Origin of the sequence: Microbacterium sp. MMO-56 (assembly GCF_037146215.1) — a bacterium.
Lineage (GTDB): Bacteria > Actinomycetota > Actinomycetes > Actinomycetales > Microbacteriaceae > Microbacterium.
Genome location: NZ_JBBCVW010000017.1, coordinates 1 through 16904 on the forward strand (window position 1 = coordinate 1; position 16904 = coordinate 16904).

A 16904-nucleotide genomic window follows, 5' to 3' on the forward strand; every position below is an offset into this window, starting at 1 on the left:
GTCCTTCGCGACCGACGACGCGAACAGGGACGCACCGATGTTGTCACCCGAGGACAGGAACAGGACCGGTCCGGGGGCGGCGGCGCGCTGCTCCTCGACCGTGCCCGCGACGGCGACCGTGTTCGCGTCGATCCGACCATGGAAGTCGTTGACCCCGAGCACCGTCAGCTCGACGGGCGGCTCGGCCGCGGCCAGGCCGACGAGCACCGGGTCGTGATCGCTCGAGCGGTAGGCATCCGGCGCGTAGAACTCGGTGCCGTGCGAACGGAAGCGGCTGTACTCGAGGGCCACCGACTCGCCGGAGTTGATGTTCCAGATGTCCGCGCCCGTGGCGCGCGCCTTCGCCGCGCCGCTCAGCAGGATGTGGTCGAGCGAGCCGCTCAGCCCGTCGAAGCTGTACGACGAGCTGCCGACGTCGAAGGCCCGGGCGGCGTCGACGTAGCCCGCGTCGTAGAGCACCTGGAGCGGGTCCTCGGAGGTGTACGAGTTGAAGTCTCCGGCGAGAGCGACCGACGCCGTGTCGCCGCGCACCTGGTCGACCCAGTCGCGCAGGGCGGTCGCCTGTCGCACGCGCGACTCGTTGGACGAGCCCTGCCCGTCGCCGGTGTCCGCGTCGCCGGGCCACGGGCCCGCCGAGCCCTTCGACTTGAAGTGGTTGACGACGAAGAGGAACGGCGCTCCGCCGTCCGCGGGCGCGAACGTCTGCGCGATCGGTTCGCGCGCGTTCTGGAAGGCCTCGCCGTCGTCGCTCTGGTCGCCGAGCGCCCGGGAATCGCCGACGCGATCCACGGCCGCGGTGCGGTAGATGATCGCGTTGGTGATCACGTCCTGCTCGGCGGCGGGCGGGAGATCGGCGGACGAGGGGACGAACGACCACGTCCCGGCACCGGCTGCGGCGTTGAGGGCGTCGACCAGGGTCGACGTCGCCTCGTCGGTCGTCTCGCCGAGCGCGGCGGAGTTCTCGATCTCCATGAGCCCCACGACGTCGGCGTCGAGCGCCCCGATGGCGGCCACGATCTTCGACTGCTGGCGCTCCAGGTCGCCGGCATCCCACGCCCCGCGCTGCGGGCAGCCCTCGCGCACCGTGACGCCGTCGCCCAGGCGATCCCGGTACGGCACGCAGGACGGGTTCTCATCGCCGAGGGTCGTGAAGTAGTTGAGGACGTTGAACGAGGCGACCCGCACGTCGCCGCCGACGGCGTCGGGCGCCGCGGTCCGCGTGTCGGCGAAGACCACGCCGTCCGTCCCCGATCCGTCGCCCGGCAGGGGTGCGGTCGGGTTCAGCTTCCACGTGTCGTTGCGCCAGTCGAGGACGACGGGCTCGGTGAACGTCACCGAGGCTCCGACGATGACGGGCTCCGCGAGGGAGACGTACGCGGGGGTGAGCGCGCTATTCGCAGCGGACAGGTAGTTGATGCTCGTCCCATCGTCGAGCGTGACCGCTCGGGCCGCGTTGTCGGCGACGATCGCCGCCGACTCCTCGGAGCCGGGCCGTGCACCGTCAGTGGGCTGGCGCAGCGGCGCGTCGCCCGCGGCGAGGCCCACCTCGCCGTACTGGTTCGTGGCGTAGGTGTTCGTGACGGTGAACGAGCCCTGCGGCTGGAGGAGCATGGACTCGAGGGACTCGCGCTGCGCCGCATCGGCCGGCCACGTCACCAGGGCGGGCGCGGGGGCCGTCTGCGCGTCGATGTGCTGCGCCGCGCCGGGTGCGACGGTGATCTGCGTGAGACCGTGCCACTCGGACACCGTGCCCGTGACGCGCACGGTGTCGCCCGGCGCCACCTCGCCCGTGGCCCCCGGGGCGTAGACGAAGACGGCGTCGGACGCGGCGTGCGCGCCGAGGTCGAGCGCGCCGCCGGTCCCCGCGGTCTGGATCACGTACCCGTCGTACCCGCCCGTGGGGTAGTGCGCGGTGACCACGCCCTCGGTCGTGACGGTCTGCCCGACGAGGGCCGAGGCGTCGCCCGTCCCTTGGATCTCCGCGATCGTGGCCACGATCGGGTCCGTCGGATCCGTCGGATCGGTCGGGTCCGTTCCGAGCCCCGTCGGAGTCGGGGCGCCCACCGTGAAGTCGGCGGCGTTGTCGCCCGTGTTGGCGAAGGCTGCGGAGCGGGAGACGCTCGTCGCGTTGCTGGTGCCGGGCGCCGCGCCCGACCCGGCGAAGTGGGTCGCGCCGCCCCAGCCGACGAAGTCGACCACCTCGGGCAGATCGACGAGTGCCGTGGATCCGGAGAGCGCCGTCGTCGACGACACGAGCGCGACCTTGCCCTGCGAGCCGGAGAGCGGGATCGATCCCTCCACGTCCGCGGTGAACCGCGGCAGGGACGTGTCCGCGCCGGAGGCTTCGCCGATGAGGATCTGGCCTCCGCCCGGCACGATCACGCCGGTGAGCGCGGTCACCTGCCACGACCCGCCCGTCGCCGAGGCATACTGCACGCTGTAGCCGGAGAGATCGACCGGGGCGTCGGTGACATTCGCGAGCTCGATGAAGTCGCGGTCGTAGACCCCCTGCGCGTTCCCGCCGCCGCCGTAGACCTCCGAGATGACGACCGGAGCCGAGGGGGACACGGCGGCCTGTGCGGTCGCCGGGGCGAGCAGCACGCCCGCGACGACCGTCGAGAGCGTCGCGGCGATCGCCAGCGCTCGAGGCGTCCTTCGACGGGATCGACCCGGGACGGGGCGAGGGGACGGGGATGCCGGGGCGGGCTGCGCGAACGTCACGATGTCTCTCCGAGTGCCGGGCGAGCACGACAGGGGGGTTCGCGCAGAGGACGCCCGACGAATTGAGCATCATGGGTGACCACGGAGCCTGACAAGGCGCACATCGGTTAACTCTTTCTCATACGTCCGTCCACTGGCGTGTCTGCGCCGGACGGGTTATCGTTCGCGCGTCCGCGCGCCTGCGCAGGGTGTCCGCCGATCGCACCACCCGCGCGCCGGTAGACTTGCGGGAACATGTCCCCGCGCGCCCTGAAGCCTCTCGAGCCGTCTGCGACCCCTCCAGAGCTGATCCGCAATTTCTGCATCATCGCCCACATCGACCACGGCAAATCGACCTTGGCCGACCGCATGCTGCAGATCACCGGCGTCGTGTCCGACCGCGACATGCGGGCGCAGTACCTCGACCGGATGGACATCGAGCGCGAGCGCGGCATCACGATCAAGTCGCAGGCGGTGCGGATGCCGTGGGCCACCGATGCGGGCACCTTCGCCCTCAACATGATCGACACGCCCGGCCACGTCGACTTCACATACGAGGTCTCGCGCTCCCTCGCCGCCTGCGAGGGCGCGATCCTCCTCGTCGACGCCGCCCAGGGCATCGAGGCGCAGACCCTCGCGAACCTGTACCTCGCGCTCGAGAACGACCTGCAGATCATCCCGGTCCTCAACAAGATCGACCTGCCCGCCGCCGATCCCGAGAAGTACGCCGCCGAGCTCGCGAACCTCATCGGCGGCGACCCCGCCGACGTGCTGCGCGTCTCCGGCAAGACCGGCATGGGCGTCGAGGAGCTCCTCGACCGCATCGTCGAGCAGATCCCCGCGCCGGTGGGCGACCCGACGGCCCCCGCCCGCGCGATGATCTTCGACTCCGTCTACGACGCGTACCGCGGCGTGGTGACCTACGTCCGCATGGTGGACGGCAAGCTCGAGCCGCGCGAGCGCATCCAGATGATGTCGACGCGCGCGACGCACGAGCTGATCGAGATCGGCGTGTCGAGCCCCGAGCCGGTGCCCACCAAGGGCCTCGGCGTCGGCGAGGTCGGCTACCTCATCACCGGGGTGAAGGACGTGCGCCAGTCGAAGGTCGGCGACACGATCACGAACCAGCGCAAGCCCGCCACGGAGGCCCTCGCCGGCTACACCGACCCGAAGCCGATGGTGTTCTCGGGCATCTACCCGATCGACGGCAGCGACTACGCCGACCTGCGCGAAGCGCTCGACAAGCTGAAGCTCTCGGACGCCTCGCTGCAGTACGAGCCCGAGACCTCCGTGGCCCTCGGCTTCGGGTTCCGGTGCGGGTTCCTAGGGCTCCTGCACCTGGAGATCATCACCGAACGCCTCTCACGCGAGTTCGACCTCGACCTGATCACGACGGCGCCGTCCGTGACCTACGAGGTCACGACGGACACCGGCGAGCAGGTCGTCGTCACGAACCCGAGCGAGTACCCGGACGGCCGTGTGGCCTCGGTCTCCGAGCCCGTCGTCAAGGTCGGCATCCTGCTCCCGAAGGACTACGTCGGCACGGTCATGGAGCTCTGCCAGCAGCGTCGCGGCACGCTGCTCGGCATGGAGTACCTCTCCGAGGACCGCGTCGAGCTGCGCTACAACATGCCGCTCGGCGAGATCGTCTTCGACTTCTTCGATCAGCTGAAGTCGAAGACGCAGGGGTACGCCTCGCTCGACTACGAGCCCGCCGGCTCGCAGGAGGCCGACCTCGTGAAGGTCGACATCCTGCTGCAGGGCGAGAAGGTGGATGCGTTCTCCTCGATCGTCCACCGCGAGAAGGCCTACGCGTACGGCACTCTGATGACCGAGCGCCTGCGCAAGCTCATCCCGCGCCAGCAGTTCGAGGTGCCGATCCAGGCCGCCATCGGGGCGCGCATCATCGCCCGCGAGAACATCCGCGCGATCCGCAAGGACGTGCTCGCCAAGTGCTACGGCGGTGACATCACCCGCAAGCGCAAGCTCCTCGAGAAGCAGAAGGAGGGCAAGAAGCGCATGAAGATGGTGGGCCGCGTCGAGGTGCCGCAGGAGGCGTTCATCGCCGCCCTCTCCGGCGACGTCGAGACGAAGAAGTAGCTCGGTAGGCTGGTTGTCATGCGTCGTGGGAACTTCCAGGAGGGCACGGTCGACTACGCCGCGGTGGGAGCGACCAGCGCCCACGATCTGATGTCGTATCCGCCCGAGCAGAGCGTGCCCGCCGAGGCGTCCTGGCGCATCGGCAGCGGACAGGAGCGCTTCGAGACCTCCGCCGACGCCCTGCTGTCGTGGGCGGCGTTGCGCGGTGCGGGGCTCACGATCAGCGACGTGCGACCCGCCGCCGGCCCGATGTACTCGGGAGTCGGGTTCGATGCCGAGGGGATGCCCGTCGCGCCGAGCCGTCTGGAGGCCGACCAGCGCTTCGACGCGGACGGGACGCCCTACGTCGCCGCCGGCACGACCATCCGCGTCCACGGCCGGGTGAAGGGGATGAACGCCGACGGCGAGCTGCGCGTGATCTCCGCGACGGAGGAGCCGCGCCGGGTGGCGTTCGCCCTCGGCACCGTCGGCGGCTCGGTCGTCAGCGGCGAGGAGTCGTTCGCCGTCGAGTGGGCCGACACCGACGAGGTGCGTTTCGTGGTGCGCGCGTTCGACCGGCCGATCGCGCCGGCGTACCGCCTGCTGCCGCCGCTGCTGAAGCGTCGTCGCCGCGAGCTCTTCCAGGGCTACCTGCGCGCGGTCTCACCGATGTTCACGACGCCGTCCTGATGGGATCGGCTCTCCCGATCGGCGACCCCGCCCCACCGGACGGCGCGCTGCCCGACGACATCGTCGTCGACGCGGATCGCGACTTCGGCGTGTACCTGCACGTGCCGTTCTGCCGCGTGCGCTGCGGGTACTGCGACTTCAACACCTACACGTCGACCGAGCTGCGCGGCGCCCGCCAGGAGGACTACGCCGACGAGGTGCGACGGGAGATCGAGCTCTCGCGGCGCGTCCTGGCGGATGCCGGGCCGCTCCGCCCCGCCCGGACCGTGTTCTTCGGGGGTGGGACGCCGACCCTCCTTCCCTCCGGGCACCTCGGACGGATGCTGGCGGACGTGCGTGACGCCTTCGGGCTCGCGGCGGGGGCGGAGGTCACCGTCGAGGCGAACCCCGACACGGTCGACCCGGCGATGGCGCACGAGCTGGCGGCCGCCGGCGTCACGCGGATGTCCATCGGGATGCAGTCGGCCGTGCCGCACGTGCTCCGTGCGCTCGATCGGACGCACGACCCCGAGAACGTCGCCGTGGCGGTGGACGCCGCCCGTGCAGCGGGCCTCGACGTCAGCGTCGACCTGATCTACGGCGCGCCCGGCGAATCGCTCGCCGACTGGGAGACGTCGGTGCGGGCGGCGCTCGCGCTCGCGCCCGACCACATCTCCGCCTACGCGCTGATCGTCGAGGAGGGAACGCGCCTGGAGCGCGAGATCCGACGCGGCGAGGTGCCCGCGCCCGATGACGACCTGCAGGCCGACATGTACGACCTCGTCGACGAGCTCCTCGGGGCGGGCGGGTTCGCGTGGTACGAGGTGTCGAACTGGGCCACCGCGCCCGAGCACCGCTCGCGGCACAACCTCGCGTACTGGCGCGGGACCGACTGGTGGGGATACGGCCCGGGAGCGCACAGCCATGTGGACGGACTGCGGTGGTGGAACGTGAAGCATCCGGCCGCGTACGCGCAGCGCCTGGCGGCGGGGGAGTCCCCGGCCGCGGCGCGGGAGCGTCCGGACGCCGCGGCTCGACGTCTGGAGGACGTGCTGCTGCGCTCCCGGATCGCCGAGGGCCTCGCCGTGTCCGAGCTCGAAGGCGAGGGTCGCCACGCGGTGGCGGCGCTCATCGCCGACGGGCTGATCGACGGCTCCGCCGCCGTGCGCGGGCGGGTCGTGCTCACCCGGCGCGGCCGACTGCTCGCGGATGCCGTGGTGCGCGCTCTCACCGCCTGACCCCCGGAACCCCGCGCCGAGCGCACTCCGGCGTGCTCGACCGACGTGCGTCGCCGGGCCGCGGTAAGATTGGCACTCGACAGTGCGGAGTGCCAATGCTCCGGCGGGAGGAGGAACGATGGTCTCGGAACGCGGCCTGCAGGTCCTCCGCGCGATCGTGCAGGACTACGTCGACACGAACGAGCCCGTCGGGAGCAAGACGATCGTCGAGCGCCATCAGTTCGGCGTCTCCGCGGCCACCATCCGCAACGACATGGCGCTGCTGGAGGACGAAGAGCTGATCGCGGCCCCGCACACCTCGTCGGGTCGGGTGCCGACGGACAAGGGCTACCGGGTCTTCGTCGACCACCTGGCGGAGCTGCGTCCGCTCTCCAGCGCGCAGCGCTCGGCGATCTCGACGTTCCTCGCCGACCCCGTCGATCTCGACGACCTGCTCATGCGCACGGTGCGCGCGCTCACCCGGCTGACCGGGCAGGTCGCGATCGTCCAGTACCCGTCGTTCTCCCGGGCGCGCGTCTCGCACGTCGAGTTCGTCCATCTGGGGGGTACGCGCATCGTCGTCATCGTCGTGACGGACACGGGCCGGGTGTCGCAGCGGGTCGCCCTGCTGCAGACCGAGCTCGAGGACGCCGACGTCGCGGCGGTGCGCAGCGCCGTCGCCGCCCTCGTCACGGGCAAGCCCGTGGCCGCGGCCGCCCAGGCGATCGCCGAGCTGTCGGCCTCGCCCGCCGGATCCTCCCGGGTGGATGAGGCGGTCCGCACCGTGGCGCGGATCGTCGCGGAGGAGCTCGAGGACTTCCGCCAGGACAGACTCGTCATGGCCGGCAGTGCGACGCTCGCACGCCGGGAGGGCGACTTCCGCGGCAGCATCTCGCCGCTGCTGGAAGCGATCGAGGAGCAGGTGACCCTCCTGCGCCTCATGGGGGAGATGGTGGCCGACGATCAGGGGCTCGCCGCGAGCATCGGACGCGAGAACGCCTCGTTCGGGCTCGGCGAGGCCTCGGTGGTGACGGGTGACTACGACGGCGCCGGCAGCCGTGCGCGCGTCGGTCTGCTCGGCCCCACCCGCATGGACTACCCCACGAACCTCGCGGCGGTCCGCGCCGTCGCGCTCTACCTCAGCCGCCTGCTGGACGAGGACGACTCGTCCCGCTGAGCGGCACGCACGAAGACAACCACCGCGCCCGAGGGGCGCCGAAAGGCGATTGTGGCCGACCACTACGAAGTACTGGGTGTCGCGCGAGACGCGAGCCCGGACGAGATCAAGAAGGCGTACCGGCGGCTCGCGCGCGAGCTCCACCCCGATGTGAACCCCGGTGCGGAGGCATCCGAGCGCTTCAAGCTCGTCACGCACGCGTACGACGTGCTGTCCGACCCGGAGCAGCGTCAGCGCTACGATCTCGGGGGCGACGGCTCGCCCTTCGGCGGCGGTGCCGGGAACTTCGGCGGCTTCGGCGACATCTTCGAGACGTTCTTCGGCGGGGGCGGCGGCGGCCGCGCCGGACGACCGCGGTCCCGGCGCGAGCGCGGGCAGGATGCCCTGGTGCGCGTCACCCTGGACCTTCGCGACGTCGTCTTCGGCACGCACCGTGATCTCGACGTCGACACGGCGATCCTCTGCGAGACCTGCGAGGGATCGTGCTGCCAGCCGGGCACCCAGCCGGTCACCTGCGACATCTGCCACGGCTCCGGTCAGGTGCAGCGCACGGTGCGCAGCCTCCTCGGGAACGTGGTCACCTCGCAGCCGTGCGCGACGTGTCAGGGGTACGGCACGACGATCCCGTACCCGTGCGCGACGTGTCAGGGTCAGGGTCGTGTCCGCGCGCGCCGCACCGTGTCGGTCGACATCCCCGCCGGCGTCGAGACCGGCCTGCGTCTGCAGCTGCCCGGATCGGGCGAGGTCGGCCCCGCCGGGGGCCCGAACGGCGACCTGTACCTCGAGGTGACGGTGGCTCACGACGAGGTGTTCAGCCGCGACGGCGACGACCTGCTTGCGACGCTCGAGGTGTCGATGCCCGATGCCGTCCTCGGTACGCGCACCACGATCACCTCGCTCGACGGTGAGGTCGACCTCGAGGTCCGCGCGGGCGTCCAGTCCGGCGACGTGCTGACGATCAAGGGCCGCGGCATCACGCCGCTGCGCGGCGGAGCGCGGGGCGACCTGCGGGTCGGCGTGCAGGTCGTGACCCCGACGAAGCTGGATGCCCGCTCGCGCGCGCTCATCGAGGACTTCGCCAAGAAGACCAAGGCCCCCGGACCCCAGCTCGCGCAGTTCCACCAGGGACTGTTCTCGAAGCTGCGCGACCGCTTCCGGGGCTGACGCGTGGCGCTGCACTTCCTCGCGGAGGCGGACGCGAGCGTGTCGCGGCCGGGCGACGACAGGTTCACGCTCGCCGCGACGCTGGCGGATGCGCGCCCCGGCGACACCGTGACGCTGCGCGGCGCGGAGGCCCACCATGCCGTGGTCGTGCGGCGGGTGCGCGTCGGCGAGGCGGTCACGGTCGGCGACGGTCGCGGCGTCTGGGTGACCGGCACCGTGAGCGAGCCGATCGCACCGAAGCAGCTGTCCGTCCTCATCGACGGGCGCTCCGACGTCGCTCCGGCGTCGCCGCGACTCGTGCTCGCGCAGGCGCTCGCGAAGGGCGACCGCGACGAGCTCGCGGTGCAGGCGGCGACCGAGCTCGGCGCCGACGAGATCGTGCCGTGGCAGGCGTCGCGCAGCGTGTCGCGCTGGGACGCGGCCAAGGCACAGAAGGGCGTGGCGCGCTGGGGCGCGATCGTCCGCGAGGCGGCGAAGCAGGCGCACCGCGCCTGGGTGCCCGAGGTGGCAGAGCCGGCCACCACGGCGCAGCTCGCCGCCCGCCCGAACTCCCGCCTCCTGGTCCTCGAGCCGACGGCGGCGACGGCGTTGACCACGGTCGACGTGGATCCCGACGGCGCCGACGACCTCGTGCTCGTCGTCGGACCCGAGGGAGGCATCTCGTCCGACGAGCTCGACGCCTTCGTGGCCGCCGGTGCCACGCCGGTCCGACTCGGCGACACCGTCCTGCGCACCTCAACGGCGGGGCCGGCCGCGATCGCACTCCTGAACGCCCGACTCGCGCGCTGGTGAGCCTGGACGCCGCGTCGAGGGGGCCCCTCCTGCCGTCCGGGCCCGCGAATAGACTGGGTGTATGAGCGAACCGTCGATCTTCACCCGGATCTACCAGGGCGAGATCCCCTCCGAGATCATCGCCGAGACCGAGAACACGTTCGCGATCCGCGACATCGCGCCGAAGGCGCCCGTCCACCTGCTCGTGATCCCCAAGACGGCCGAGTACCGCAACGTCGTCGAGCTGGCGGCGGGGGACCCCGCGCTGCTGACCGAGATGATCGGGCTCGCGCGGTCGCTCGCGGCCGAGCACGCCGACGGCGACTTCCGCCTCGTCTTCAACACCGGCGCCGGTGCCGGTCAGACGGTCTTCCACGTGCACGCGCACGTGCTGGCCGGAGGGCTCACGGAGGGCGGCCTCGGTGAGTGAGGGATCCGGTCCCGGAGCCGACGGCGAGGTCGTCGAGCGCATCTACGCGGACGGGGTCGCGATGGTCCAGCTGCTCGGTCCGCAGGACCGGCTGCTCCGGGTGGTCGAGCGGGAGCACCCGCGCGTCCAGGTGCACGTCCGGGGCAACGAGATCACCCTGTCCGGCGAGGCGGCGGACGTGGCGCGCGCCCGCGCGCTCGTCGACGAGCTGATCGCCCTGTCGCGCACGGGTCAGGGGCTGGACCCCTCGGACGTCGTCTCCAGCGAGCGGATCCTCCGCGGCGAGACGGGCCAACGTCCCTCGGAGGTCCTCGGCGAGGCGATCCTGTCCTCGCGTGGCCGCGTGATCCGCCCGAAGACGCTGGGGCAGAAGTCGTACGTCGACGCCATCGACGAGAACACGATCACGTTCGGCATCGGCCCCGCCGGAACAGGCAAGACCTACCTCGCGATGGCCAAGGCGGTGCAGGCCCTCCAGCGCAAGGAGGTGAGCCGCATCATCCTCAGCCGGCCCGCGATCGAGGCGGGCGAGCGGCTCGGGTTCCTTCCGGGCACCCTCAGCGACAAGATCGATCCGTACCTGCGGCCGCTCTACGACGCGCTGAACGAGATGATGGATCCCGAGATCGTGCCGAAGCTGATCGCCTCGGGCACGATCGAGGTCGCGCCGCTGGCCTACATGCGAGGACGCACGCTGAACGACTCGTTCGTCGTCCTCGACGAGGCGCAGAACACGACTCCCGAGCAGATGAAGATGTTCCTCACGCGTCTGGGCTTCGGCACCCGCATGGTCGTCACAGGCGATATCACGCAGATCGACCTGCCCCAGGGCGCGTCGGGCCTCCGCCTCGTGACGCGCGTGCTGAAGGACATCGACGACATCTCGTTCAGCCACCTCACGAGCGACGACGTCGTGCGCCACACGCTCGTGGGCCGCATCGTCGACGCGTACACCGAGTACGACGAGCAGCGCCTGGCGTCGCGGCGCGAGCGCGACGAAGCATCCGAATTCGCCAACCGCGCGCAGCGCCGCGGCCAGTCCTCCCGTCCGGGCGGCCCCCGCGACCATCTCCCCAAGCGAGGAATGTCATGACGATCGAGATCACCAACGAGTCCGGCGTCGAGGTCGACGAGACGGTGCTGCTCCGGCTCACCGAGCACAACCTCGAGGAGCTCCACGTGAGCCCCGACGCCGACGTCGCGATCCTCCTCGTCGACGAGGGGGCGATGGAGGCGCTGCACGTCCAGTGGATGGACGAGCCCGGACCGACCGACGTGCTGAGCTTCCCGATGGACGAGCTGCGTCCGGGCACTCAGGAGCAGCCGACGCCCCCGGGGCTCCTCGGCGACATCGTCCTGTGCCCGCAGGTCGCGGAGACGCAGGCCGCGGCGGCGAAGCACTCCACGCTGGACGAGCTCATCCTCTTGACCACGCACGGGACGCTCCACCTCCTCGGCTTCGACCACGCCGAACCCGAGGAGGAGCGTGAGATGTTCGGTCTGCAGCGCGAGCTGATCGCCTCCTTCCAGGCGACCGAACGACGACGGCGCGCATGACCGCGATCCTCCTCCTCGTCGCCGCAGCCCTCCTGGTCGCCCTCGGCGGCCTGATGGCGGCGCTCGACGCGGCGCTGGGCGTCACCTCGCGCGCGGATCTGCTGGACATGTCGTCCGGCCGCAACGGTCCGTCGCTCGCCCGGATCGCGGCCGACCCGGAGGCGCACGGCAACGCCGTGGTCTTCATCCGCATCCTCGCCGAGACGACCGCCGCCGTGCTGGTGACGGTCGCCTTCACGATCGCGCTCGACAGCATCTGGTGGGCGATGCTCGCGGCGGCCGTCCTGATGACCGTCGTCTCCTTCGTCCTCGTCGGGGCGAGCCCCCGCGCGGTCGGCCGCCAGCACGCGCGCGGTCTGCTGCGCGGTGCCGCGCCCCTCGTGCGGGGCGCCCGCGTCGTGCTCGGCCCCCTCGCACACCTGCTCGTCCTGCTCGGCGACCGGGTCACCCCCGGCATCCACCGCAGCACGTCGTTCGCGAGCGAGGAGCAGCTGCTGTCGATGGTCGACGAGGCCGCATCGCAGGATCTCATCGAGGAGGACGACCGCGAGCTCATCCACTCGGTCTTCGACTTCACCGACACGTTCGTCCGCGCAGTGATGGTTCCGCGCACCGACATGGTGACGATGGACGCCGTCGCGACGACCCAGGAGGCGATGCGACTCTTCCTCGACAAGGGCGTGTCCCGCGTGCCGGTGACCGAGGCCGACGACATCACCGGCGTCGTGTACCTGAAGGACCTGGTGCAGTTCGCGTTCCGCGACGAGTCGGCGTGGCGGGACGCGCCGGTGGTGCAGATCGCGCGCCCTGCCGTGTTCGTGCCGGAGTCGATGAAGGCCGAGACCCTGCTGCAGCAGATGAAGCGGGATGCCGTGCACGTCTGCCTCGTCGTCGACGAGTACGGCGGCGTGGCGGGCCTGGTCACCCTGGAGGACCTCATCGAGGAGCTCGTGGGCGAGATCGCCGACGAGTACGACCCGCGCCAGAGCGAGATCGTCGACCTCGGCGAGGGACGCTACCGCGTGAGCGCGCGACTCGGGCTCGACGAGGTCGGAGAGCTGTTCGGCATCGAACTCGAGGACGAGGACGTCGACTCGATCGGCGGTCTCCTGGGCAAGCAGCTCGGCCGCGTACCGCTTCCGGGGGCGCAGGCCGAGTACGGCGGGATCGTCATGACCGGTGGCACGTCGCGCGGGAGAGGCCGCGGCATCGCCACCGTGTTCGTCGAGGCCTCCGCCGCCCTGGCCGCCGTCGACGGCGCCTTCACGGGGCGGGCGCCGCGCACCGGACCGATCGCAGTACAGAAGGGCGAGAACGGATGACCGCGCACAGATCAGGATTCGTCACCTTCGTCGGGCGCCCCAACGTGGGCAAGTCGACGCTCACCAACGCGCTCGTCGGCGAGAAGGTCGCCATCACCTCCGACAAGCCGCAGACGACGCGGCGCGCCATCCGCGGCATCCTCAACCGCCCCGCCGGGCAGCTGATCATCGTGGACACCCCGGGCATCCACAAGCCCCGTACGCTCCTCGGGCAGCGGCTGAACGACCTGGTCGAACAGGTGCTCGGCGACGTGGACGCGATCGGCTTCCTCGTGCCGGCCACCGAGAAGGTGGGCCCCGGCGATCGCCGGATCGCCGCGTCGCTCGACGGGTACTCGCGGGCCAAGAAGGTCGCGATCGTCACGAAGACCGACATCGCGTCCCGCGACCAGATCACCGAGCGCCTCCTCGAGGTCGACGCGCTGCGCGAGGATTGGGACGCCGTCATACCGCTGTCGGCGGTCGCGGGGGAGCAGCTCGACGTGCTCGCCGACGAACTGCTGTCGCTGCTGCCGGAGGGGCCGCCCCTGTACGAGGAGGGCGTCGTCACCGACGAGTCGCTGGAGGACCGGATCGCCGAGATCATCCGCGAGGCCGCTCTCGAGGGCGTGCGCGACGAGCTGCCGCACTCGATCGCCGTCACCATCGAGGACATCGCCGAGCGCGAGACCGGGTCGATGACCGACATCCATGCGAACCTCGTGGTCGAGCGCGACAGCCAGAAGGCCATCATCATCGGGCACAAGGGGTCGCGCCTGCGCGACGTCGGAGCACGGGCGCGCGCGCAGATCGAACCCCTCGTCGGCACGAACGTGTTCCTCAAGCTCCACGTGCGGGTCGCGAAGGAATGGCAGCGCGACCCGAAGCAGCTGGGACGGCTGGGCTTCTGATGGCTCTGCGCTGGATCGCGCGCCGACCGGGACCGCCCCGCTCGTGGGAGCTCGTCGACGAGGACACGGCCGCCCCGGGGGCGGGCGAGATCACGATCGCCGTGCGCGCCGCGGGCGTCAACCCCGCCGATGCGAAGCACGTCGCCGCCGAGAACGGGCAGTCCTGGCCCGTCGCCATCGGTTACGAGGTCTCGGGCGAGGTGCGCGCGGTCGGCCCGGACACCTCGATCGGCTCCGGCGAGGTCCGCGTGGGCGACGAGGTCGTCGCCTTCCGCATCGCGGGCGGATACGCCACCGAGGTCACGGTCGACGCGTCGACGGCCTTCCACAAGCCGACGACGCTATCGCACCCCGAGGCGGCGAACCTCTTCCTGACCGGCACGACCGCCGCGGAGATGCTGGCCATCGTCGCCGCGCGGCCGGGGGAGACGCTCCTCCTGCACGGAGCCTCGGGCGCCGTCGGTGTCAGCGTGCTGCAGCAGGCCGCCGTGCGCGGCATCCGCGTCATCGGCACCGCGGCGGCCGAGTCCTTCGAGCGCGTGCGCCGCTTCGGCGGGATCCCGGTCGAGTACGGCCCGGGCCTGTTCGAGCGGGTGATCGCCGTCGCCGGCGACGCACCGATCGTCGCGGCCCTCGACGCGGTCGGCACCGATGAGGCGATCGACGTGTCGCTCGCGGTCGTCGCCGACCGGTCGCGGATCGTCACGATCGCCGCGCCCGCCCGGGCGGCGAGCGACGACATCCGCTGGATCGCCGGTTCGCTGCCCGACAGCGCCCGGTTCCGCGATGCCGCCCGGCCCGGCCTGATCGCCGCCGCCGAAGCGGGGACCCTCGTCGTGCCGGTCACCCGGACGTATCCGCTCGCGGAGGCCCCCGCGGCGCTCGAGCTGCTCGCCGAGGGTCACCCCGGCGGCGCGCTCGCCCTTCTGCCCTGAAGCCTCTGCCTGAGACGACGGTCGTGATCCGCGCCGGGCGCGTTCGCCGGGCGCCGCGGCGAGGTGTACGCTGTCCCCATGCGCTTCGGCCAGCTCCTCCTTAGCTGCCGCGACGAGGCCTCGATCTAGGGCCTTCCTCGTCGCGGAGCTTGTCGTATCTCGACACCGCTGGCCCGCCCTCATCTGACGAGAGAAGCCACATCATGGAGAACACCCAGAAGACGTCCGGCATGCCGGTGCACAAGTACCGCCCGTATCACGAGCAGATCCGCGTCGACCTCGACGGCCGCACCTGGCCCGACGCCCGCATCACGAAGGCTCCGCGCTGGTGCGCCGTCGATCTGCGCGACGGCAACCAGGCATTGATCGACCCGATGAGCCCCGAGCGCAAGCGCGTCATGTTCGAGCTGCTCGTGCAGATGGGCTACAAGGAGATCGAGGTCGGGTTCCCCTCGGCGAGCCAGACCGACTTCGACTTCGTGCGCCAGCTGATCGAGGAGGGGCTGATCCCCGACGACGTCACGATCCAGGTGCTGACCCAGGCGCGCGAGCACCTCATCGAGCGCACCTACGAGGCCATCGCCGGTGCCAAGCAGGCGATCGTGCACCTCTACAACTCGACGAGCGTCCTCCAGCGCAACGTGGTCTTCCGCAGCGACAAGCAGGGCATCATCGACATCGCCCTGAACGGCGCTCGGCTGTGCCGCGAGTTCGAGAAGCGCATCCCCGAGACGACGGTCTACTACGAGTACTCGCCCGAGTCCTACACCGGCACGGAGCTCGAGTTCGCCGTCGACGTGTGCAACCAGGTCATCGAGATCTTCGAGCCGACCCCCGAGCGCAAGGTCATCATCAACCTGCCGGCCACGGTCGAGATGGCGACCCCGAACGTCTACGCCGACTCGATCGAGTGGATGGGCCGACACCTCGCCCACCGCGAGAACATCATCATCTCCCTGCACCCTCACAACGATCGCGGCACGGCCATCGCCGCCGCCGAGCTCGGCTACATGGCCGGCGCGGATCGCATCGAGGGATGCCTGTTCGGCAACGGCGAGCGCACGGGGAACGTCGACCTGGTCGCCCTCGGCATCAACATGCTGACCCAGGGCATCGATCCCGAGATCGACTTCAGCGACATCGACCACGTGAAGCGCACGGCCGAGTACTGCAACCAGCTGCCGGTGCACGAGCGCAGCCCGTGGGCGGGAGACCTGGTCTTCACCGCGTTCAGCGGCTCGCATCAGGACGCCATCAAGAAGGGGTTCGAGGCGATGGAGGCGCGCGCCGACGCGGCCGGCGTCTCCGTCGACGAGATCGAGTGGGCGGTGCCGTACCTGCCGATCGACCCCAAGGACCTGGGGCGCTCGTACGAGGCCGTCATCCGCGTCAACTCTCAGTCCGGCAAGGGCGGCGTGGCGTACCTGCTCAAGACCGATCACGCGCTGGATCTGCCCCGTAAGCTGCAGATCGAGTTCTCGGGCGTCGTGCAGGCGAAGACCGATGCCGAGGGCGGTGAGGTCTCCAGCGACCAGATCTGGTCGATCTTCACCGACGAGTACCTGCCCGCCGCGGCCGCGGACGACAAGTGGGGGCGCTTCGAGCTGCTCTCCACCCGCACGCAGAGCGACATGTCCGGTGAGGTCGCCCTGGAGGTCACCCTGCGCGACGGCGAGGCGACGGTGGCGACGCGCGGCGTCGGCAACGGACCCGTCTCGGCCTTCCTGGAGGTCGTGCGGGAGCAGGGCTTCGACATCACGCTGTACGACTACGTCGAGCACACTCTCAGTGCCGGCGGCGACGCACAGGCGGCCTCGTACGTCGAGCTGCAGGTCGACGGCGAGCGCCTGTGGGGCGTCGGGATCGACGGTGACATCTCGACGGCGAGCCTCAAGGCGATCGTGTCCGGGGTCAACCGCGCGATCCGCACCCGCGCTCGCACGGGCGAGCTCGCCGGCGTCTGATCCCGCTCGGCCCCGTCCCTGCGCTCCAC

14 protein-coding genes are annotated in these 16904 nt (G+C 71.1%); 13 read left to right on the plus strand and 1 reads right to left on the minus strand.

Going from position 1 to position 16904, the window contains the following annotated elements; genetic code table 11:
- A partial coding sequence (locus WFI00_RS14110) for an ExeM/NucH family extracellular endonuclease (RefSeq protein WP_336632954.1) occupies positions 1–2721 on the minus strand: 2721 nt, incomplete at its 3' end.
- Positions 2722–2955: 234 nt separating this feature from the next.
- On the opposite strand from WFI00_RS14110, the gene lepA reads away from it, so the two are divergent.
- From lepA to leuA, 13 genes are all read left to right on the plus strand, one after another.
- Positions 2956–4800, plus strand: coding sequence for a translation elongation factor 4 (gene lepA / locus WFI00_RS14115; RefSeq protein ID WP_336632955.1), 1845 nt, complete (start codon positions 2956–2958; stop codon positions 4798–4800).
- Positions 4801–4818: 18 nt separating this feature from the next.
- Positions 4819–5469: a DUF1990 family protein gene (locus WFI00_RS14120; RefSeq protein WP_336632956.1), complete on the plus strand. Its 651-nt coding sequence runs from the start codon at positions 4819–4821 to the stop codon at positions 5467–5469.
- On the plus strand, positions 5469–6686 hold the full coding sequence (gene hemW, locus WFI00_RS14125) for a radical SAM family heme chaperone HemW (RefSeq protein WP_336632957.1): 1218 nt from the start codon (positions 5469–5471) through the stop codon (positions 6684–6686). Before WFI00_RS14120 ends, hemW begins: the two co-directional genes overlap by 1 nt.
- Positions 6687–6804: 118 nt before the next feature.
- Positions 6805–7842, plus strand: a complete 1038-nt coding sequence (hrcA, locus tag WFI00_RS14130; RefSeq protein WP_336632958.1) for a heat-inducible transcriptional repressor HrcA — start codon at positions 6805–6807, stop codon at positions 7840–7842.
- A 51-nt stretch (positions 7843–7893) separates the two neighbouring features.
- Entirely contained in the window at positions 7894–9006 is a 1113-nt protein-coding gene (gene dnaJ, locus WFI00_RS14135; RefSeq protein WP_336632959.1) for a molecular chaperone DnaJ, read from the plus strand.
- A gap of 3 nt (positions 9007–9009) precedes the next feature.
- Entirely contained in the window at positions 9010–9798 is a 789-nt protein-coding gene (locus WFI00_RS14140) for a 16S rRNA (uracil(1498)-N(3))-methyltransferase (protein ID WP_442928330.1), read from the plus strand.
- Positions 9799–9859: 61 nt separating this feature from the next.
- Complete coding sequence (locus WFI00_RS14145; protein WP_336632960.1) at positions 9860–10207, plus strand: HIT domain-containing protein; 348 nt, start codon at positions 9860–9862, stop codon at positions 10205–10207.
- Positions 10208–10268: 61 nt separating this feature from the next.
- Positions 10269–11300 carry a PhoH family protein gene (locus tag WFI00_RS14150; protein WP_336633037.1) on the plus strand — a complete coding sequence of 344 codons (1032 nt, stop codon included), beginning with the start codon at positions 10269–10271 and terminating at the stop codon, positions 11298–11300.
- Positions 11297–11764, plus strand: a complete 468-nt coding sequence (gene ybeY / locus WFI00_RS14155) for an rRNA maturation RNase YbeY (RefSeq protein WP_336632961.1) — start codon at positions 11297–11299, stop codon at positions 11762–11764. Before WFI00_RS14150 ends, ybeY begins: the two co-directional genes overlap by 4 nt.
- Positions 11761–13086: a hemolysin family protein gene (locus WFI00_RS14160; RefSeq protein ID WP_336632962.1), complete on the plus strand. Its 1326-nt coding sequence runs from the start codon at positions 11761–11763 to the stop codon at positions 13084–13086. Before ybeY ends, WFI00_RS14160 begins: the two co-directional genes overlap by 4 nt.
- Complete coding sequence (gene era / locus WFI00_RS14165) at positions 13083–13976, plus strand: GTPase Era (protein WP_336632963.1); 894 nt, start codon at positions 13083–13085, stop codon at positions 13974–13976. Before WFI00_RS14160 ends, era begins: the two co-directional genes overlap by 4 nt.
- Complete coding sequence (locus WFI00_RS14170; RefSeq protein WP_336632964.1) at positions 13976–14911, plus strand: quinone oxidoreductase family protein; 936 nt, start codon at positions 13976–13978, stop codon at positions 14909–14911. The genes era and WFI00_RS14170 overlap by 1 nt, the downstream gene beginning before the upstream one ends.
- Positions 14912–15114: 203 nt before the next feature.
- Entirely contained in the window at positions 15115–16875 is a 1761-nt protein-coding gene (leuA, locus tag WFI00_RS14175) for a 2-isopropylmalate synthase (protein ID WP_336632965.1), read from the plus strand.
- Positions 16876–16904 lie beyond the last annotated feature (29 nt).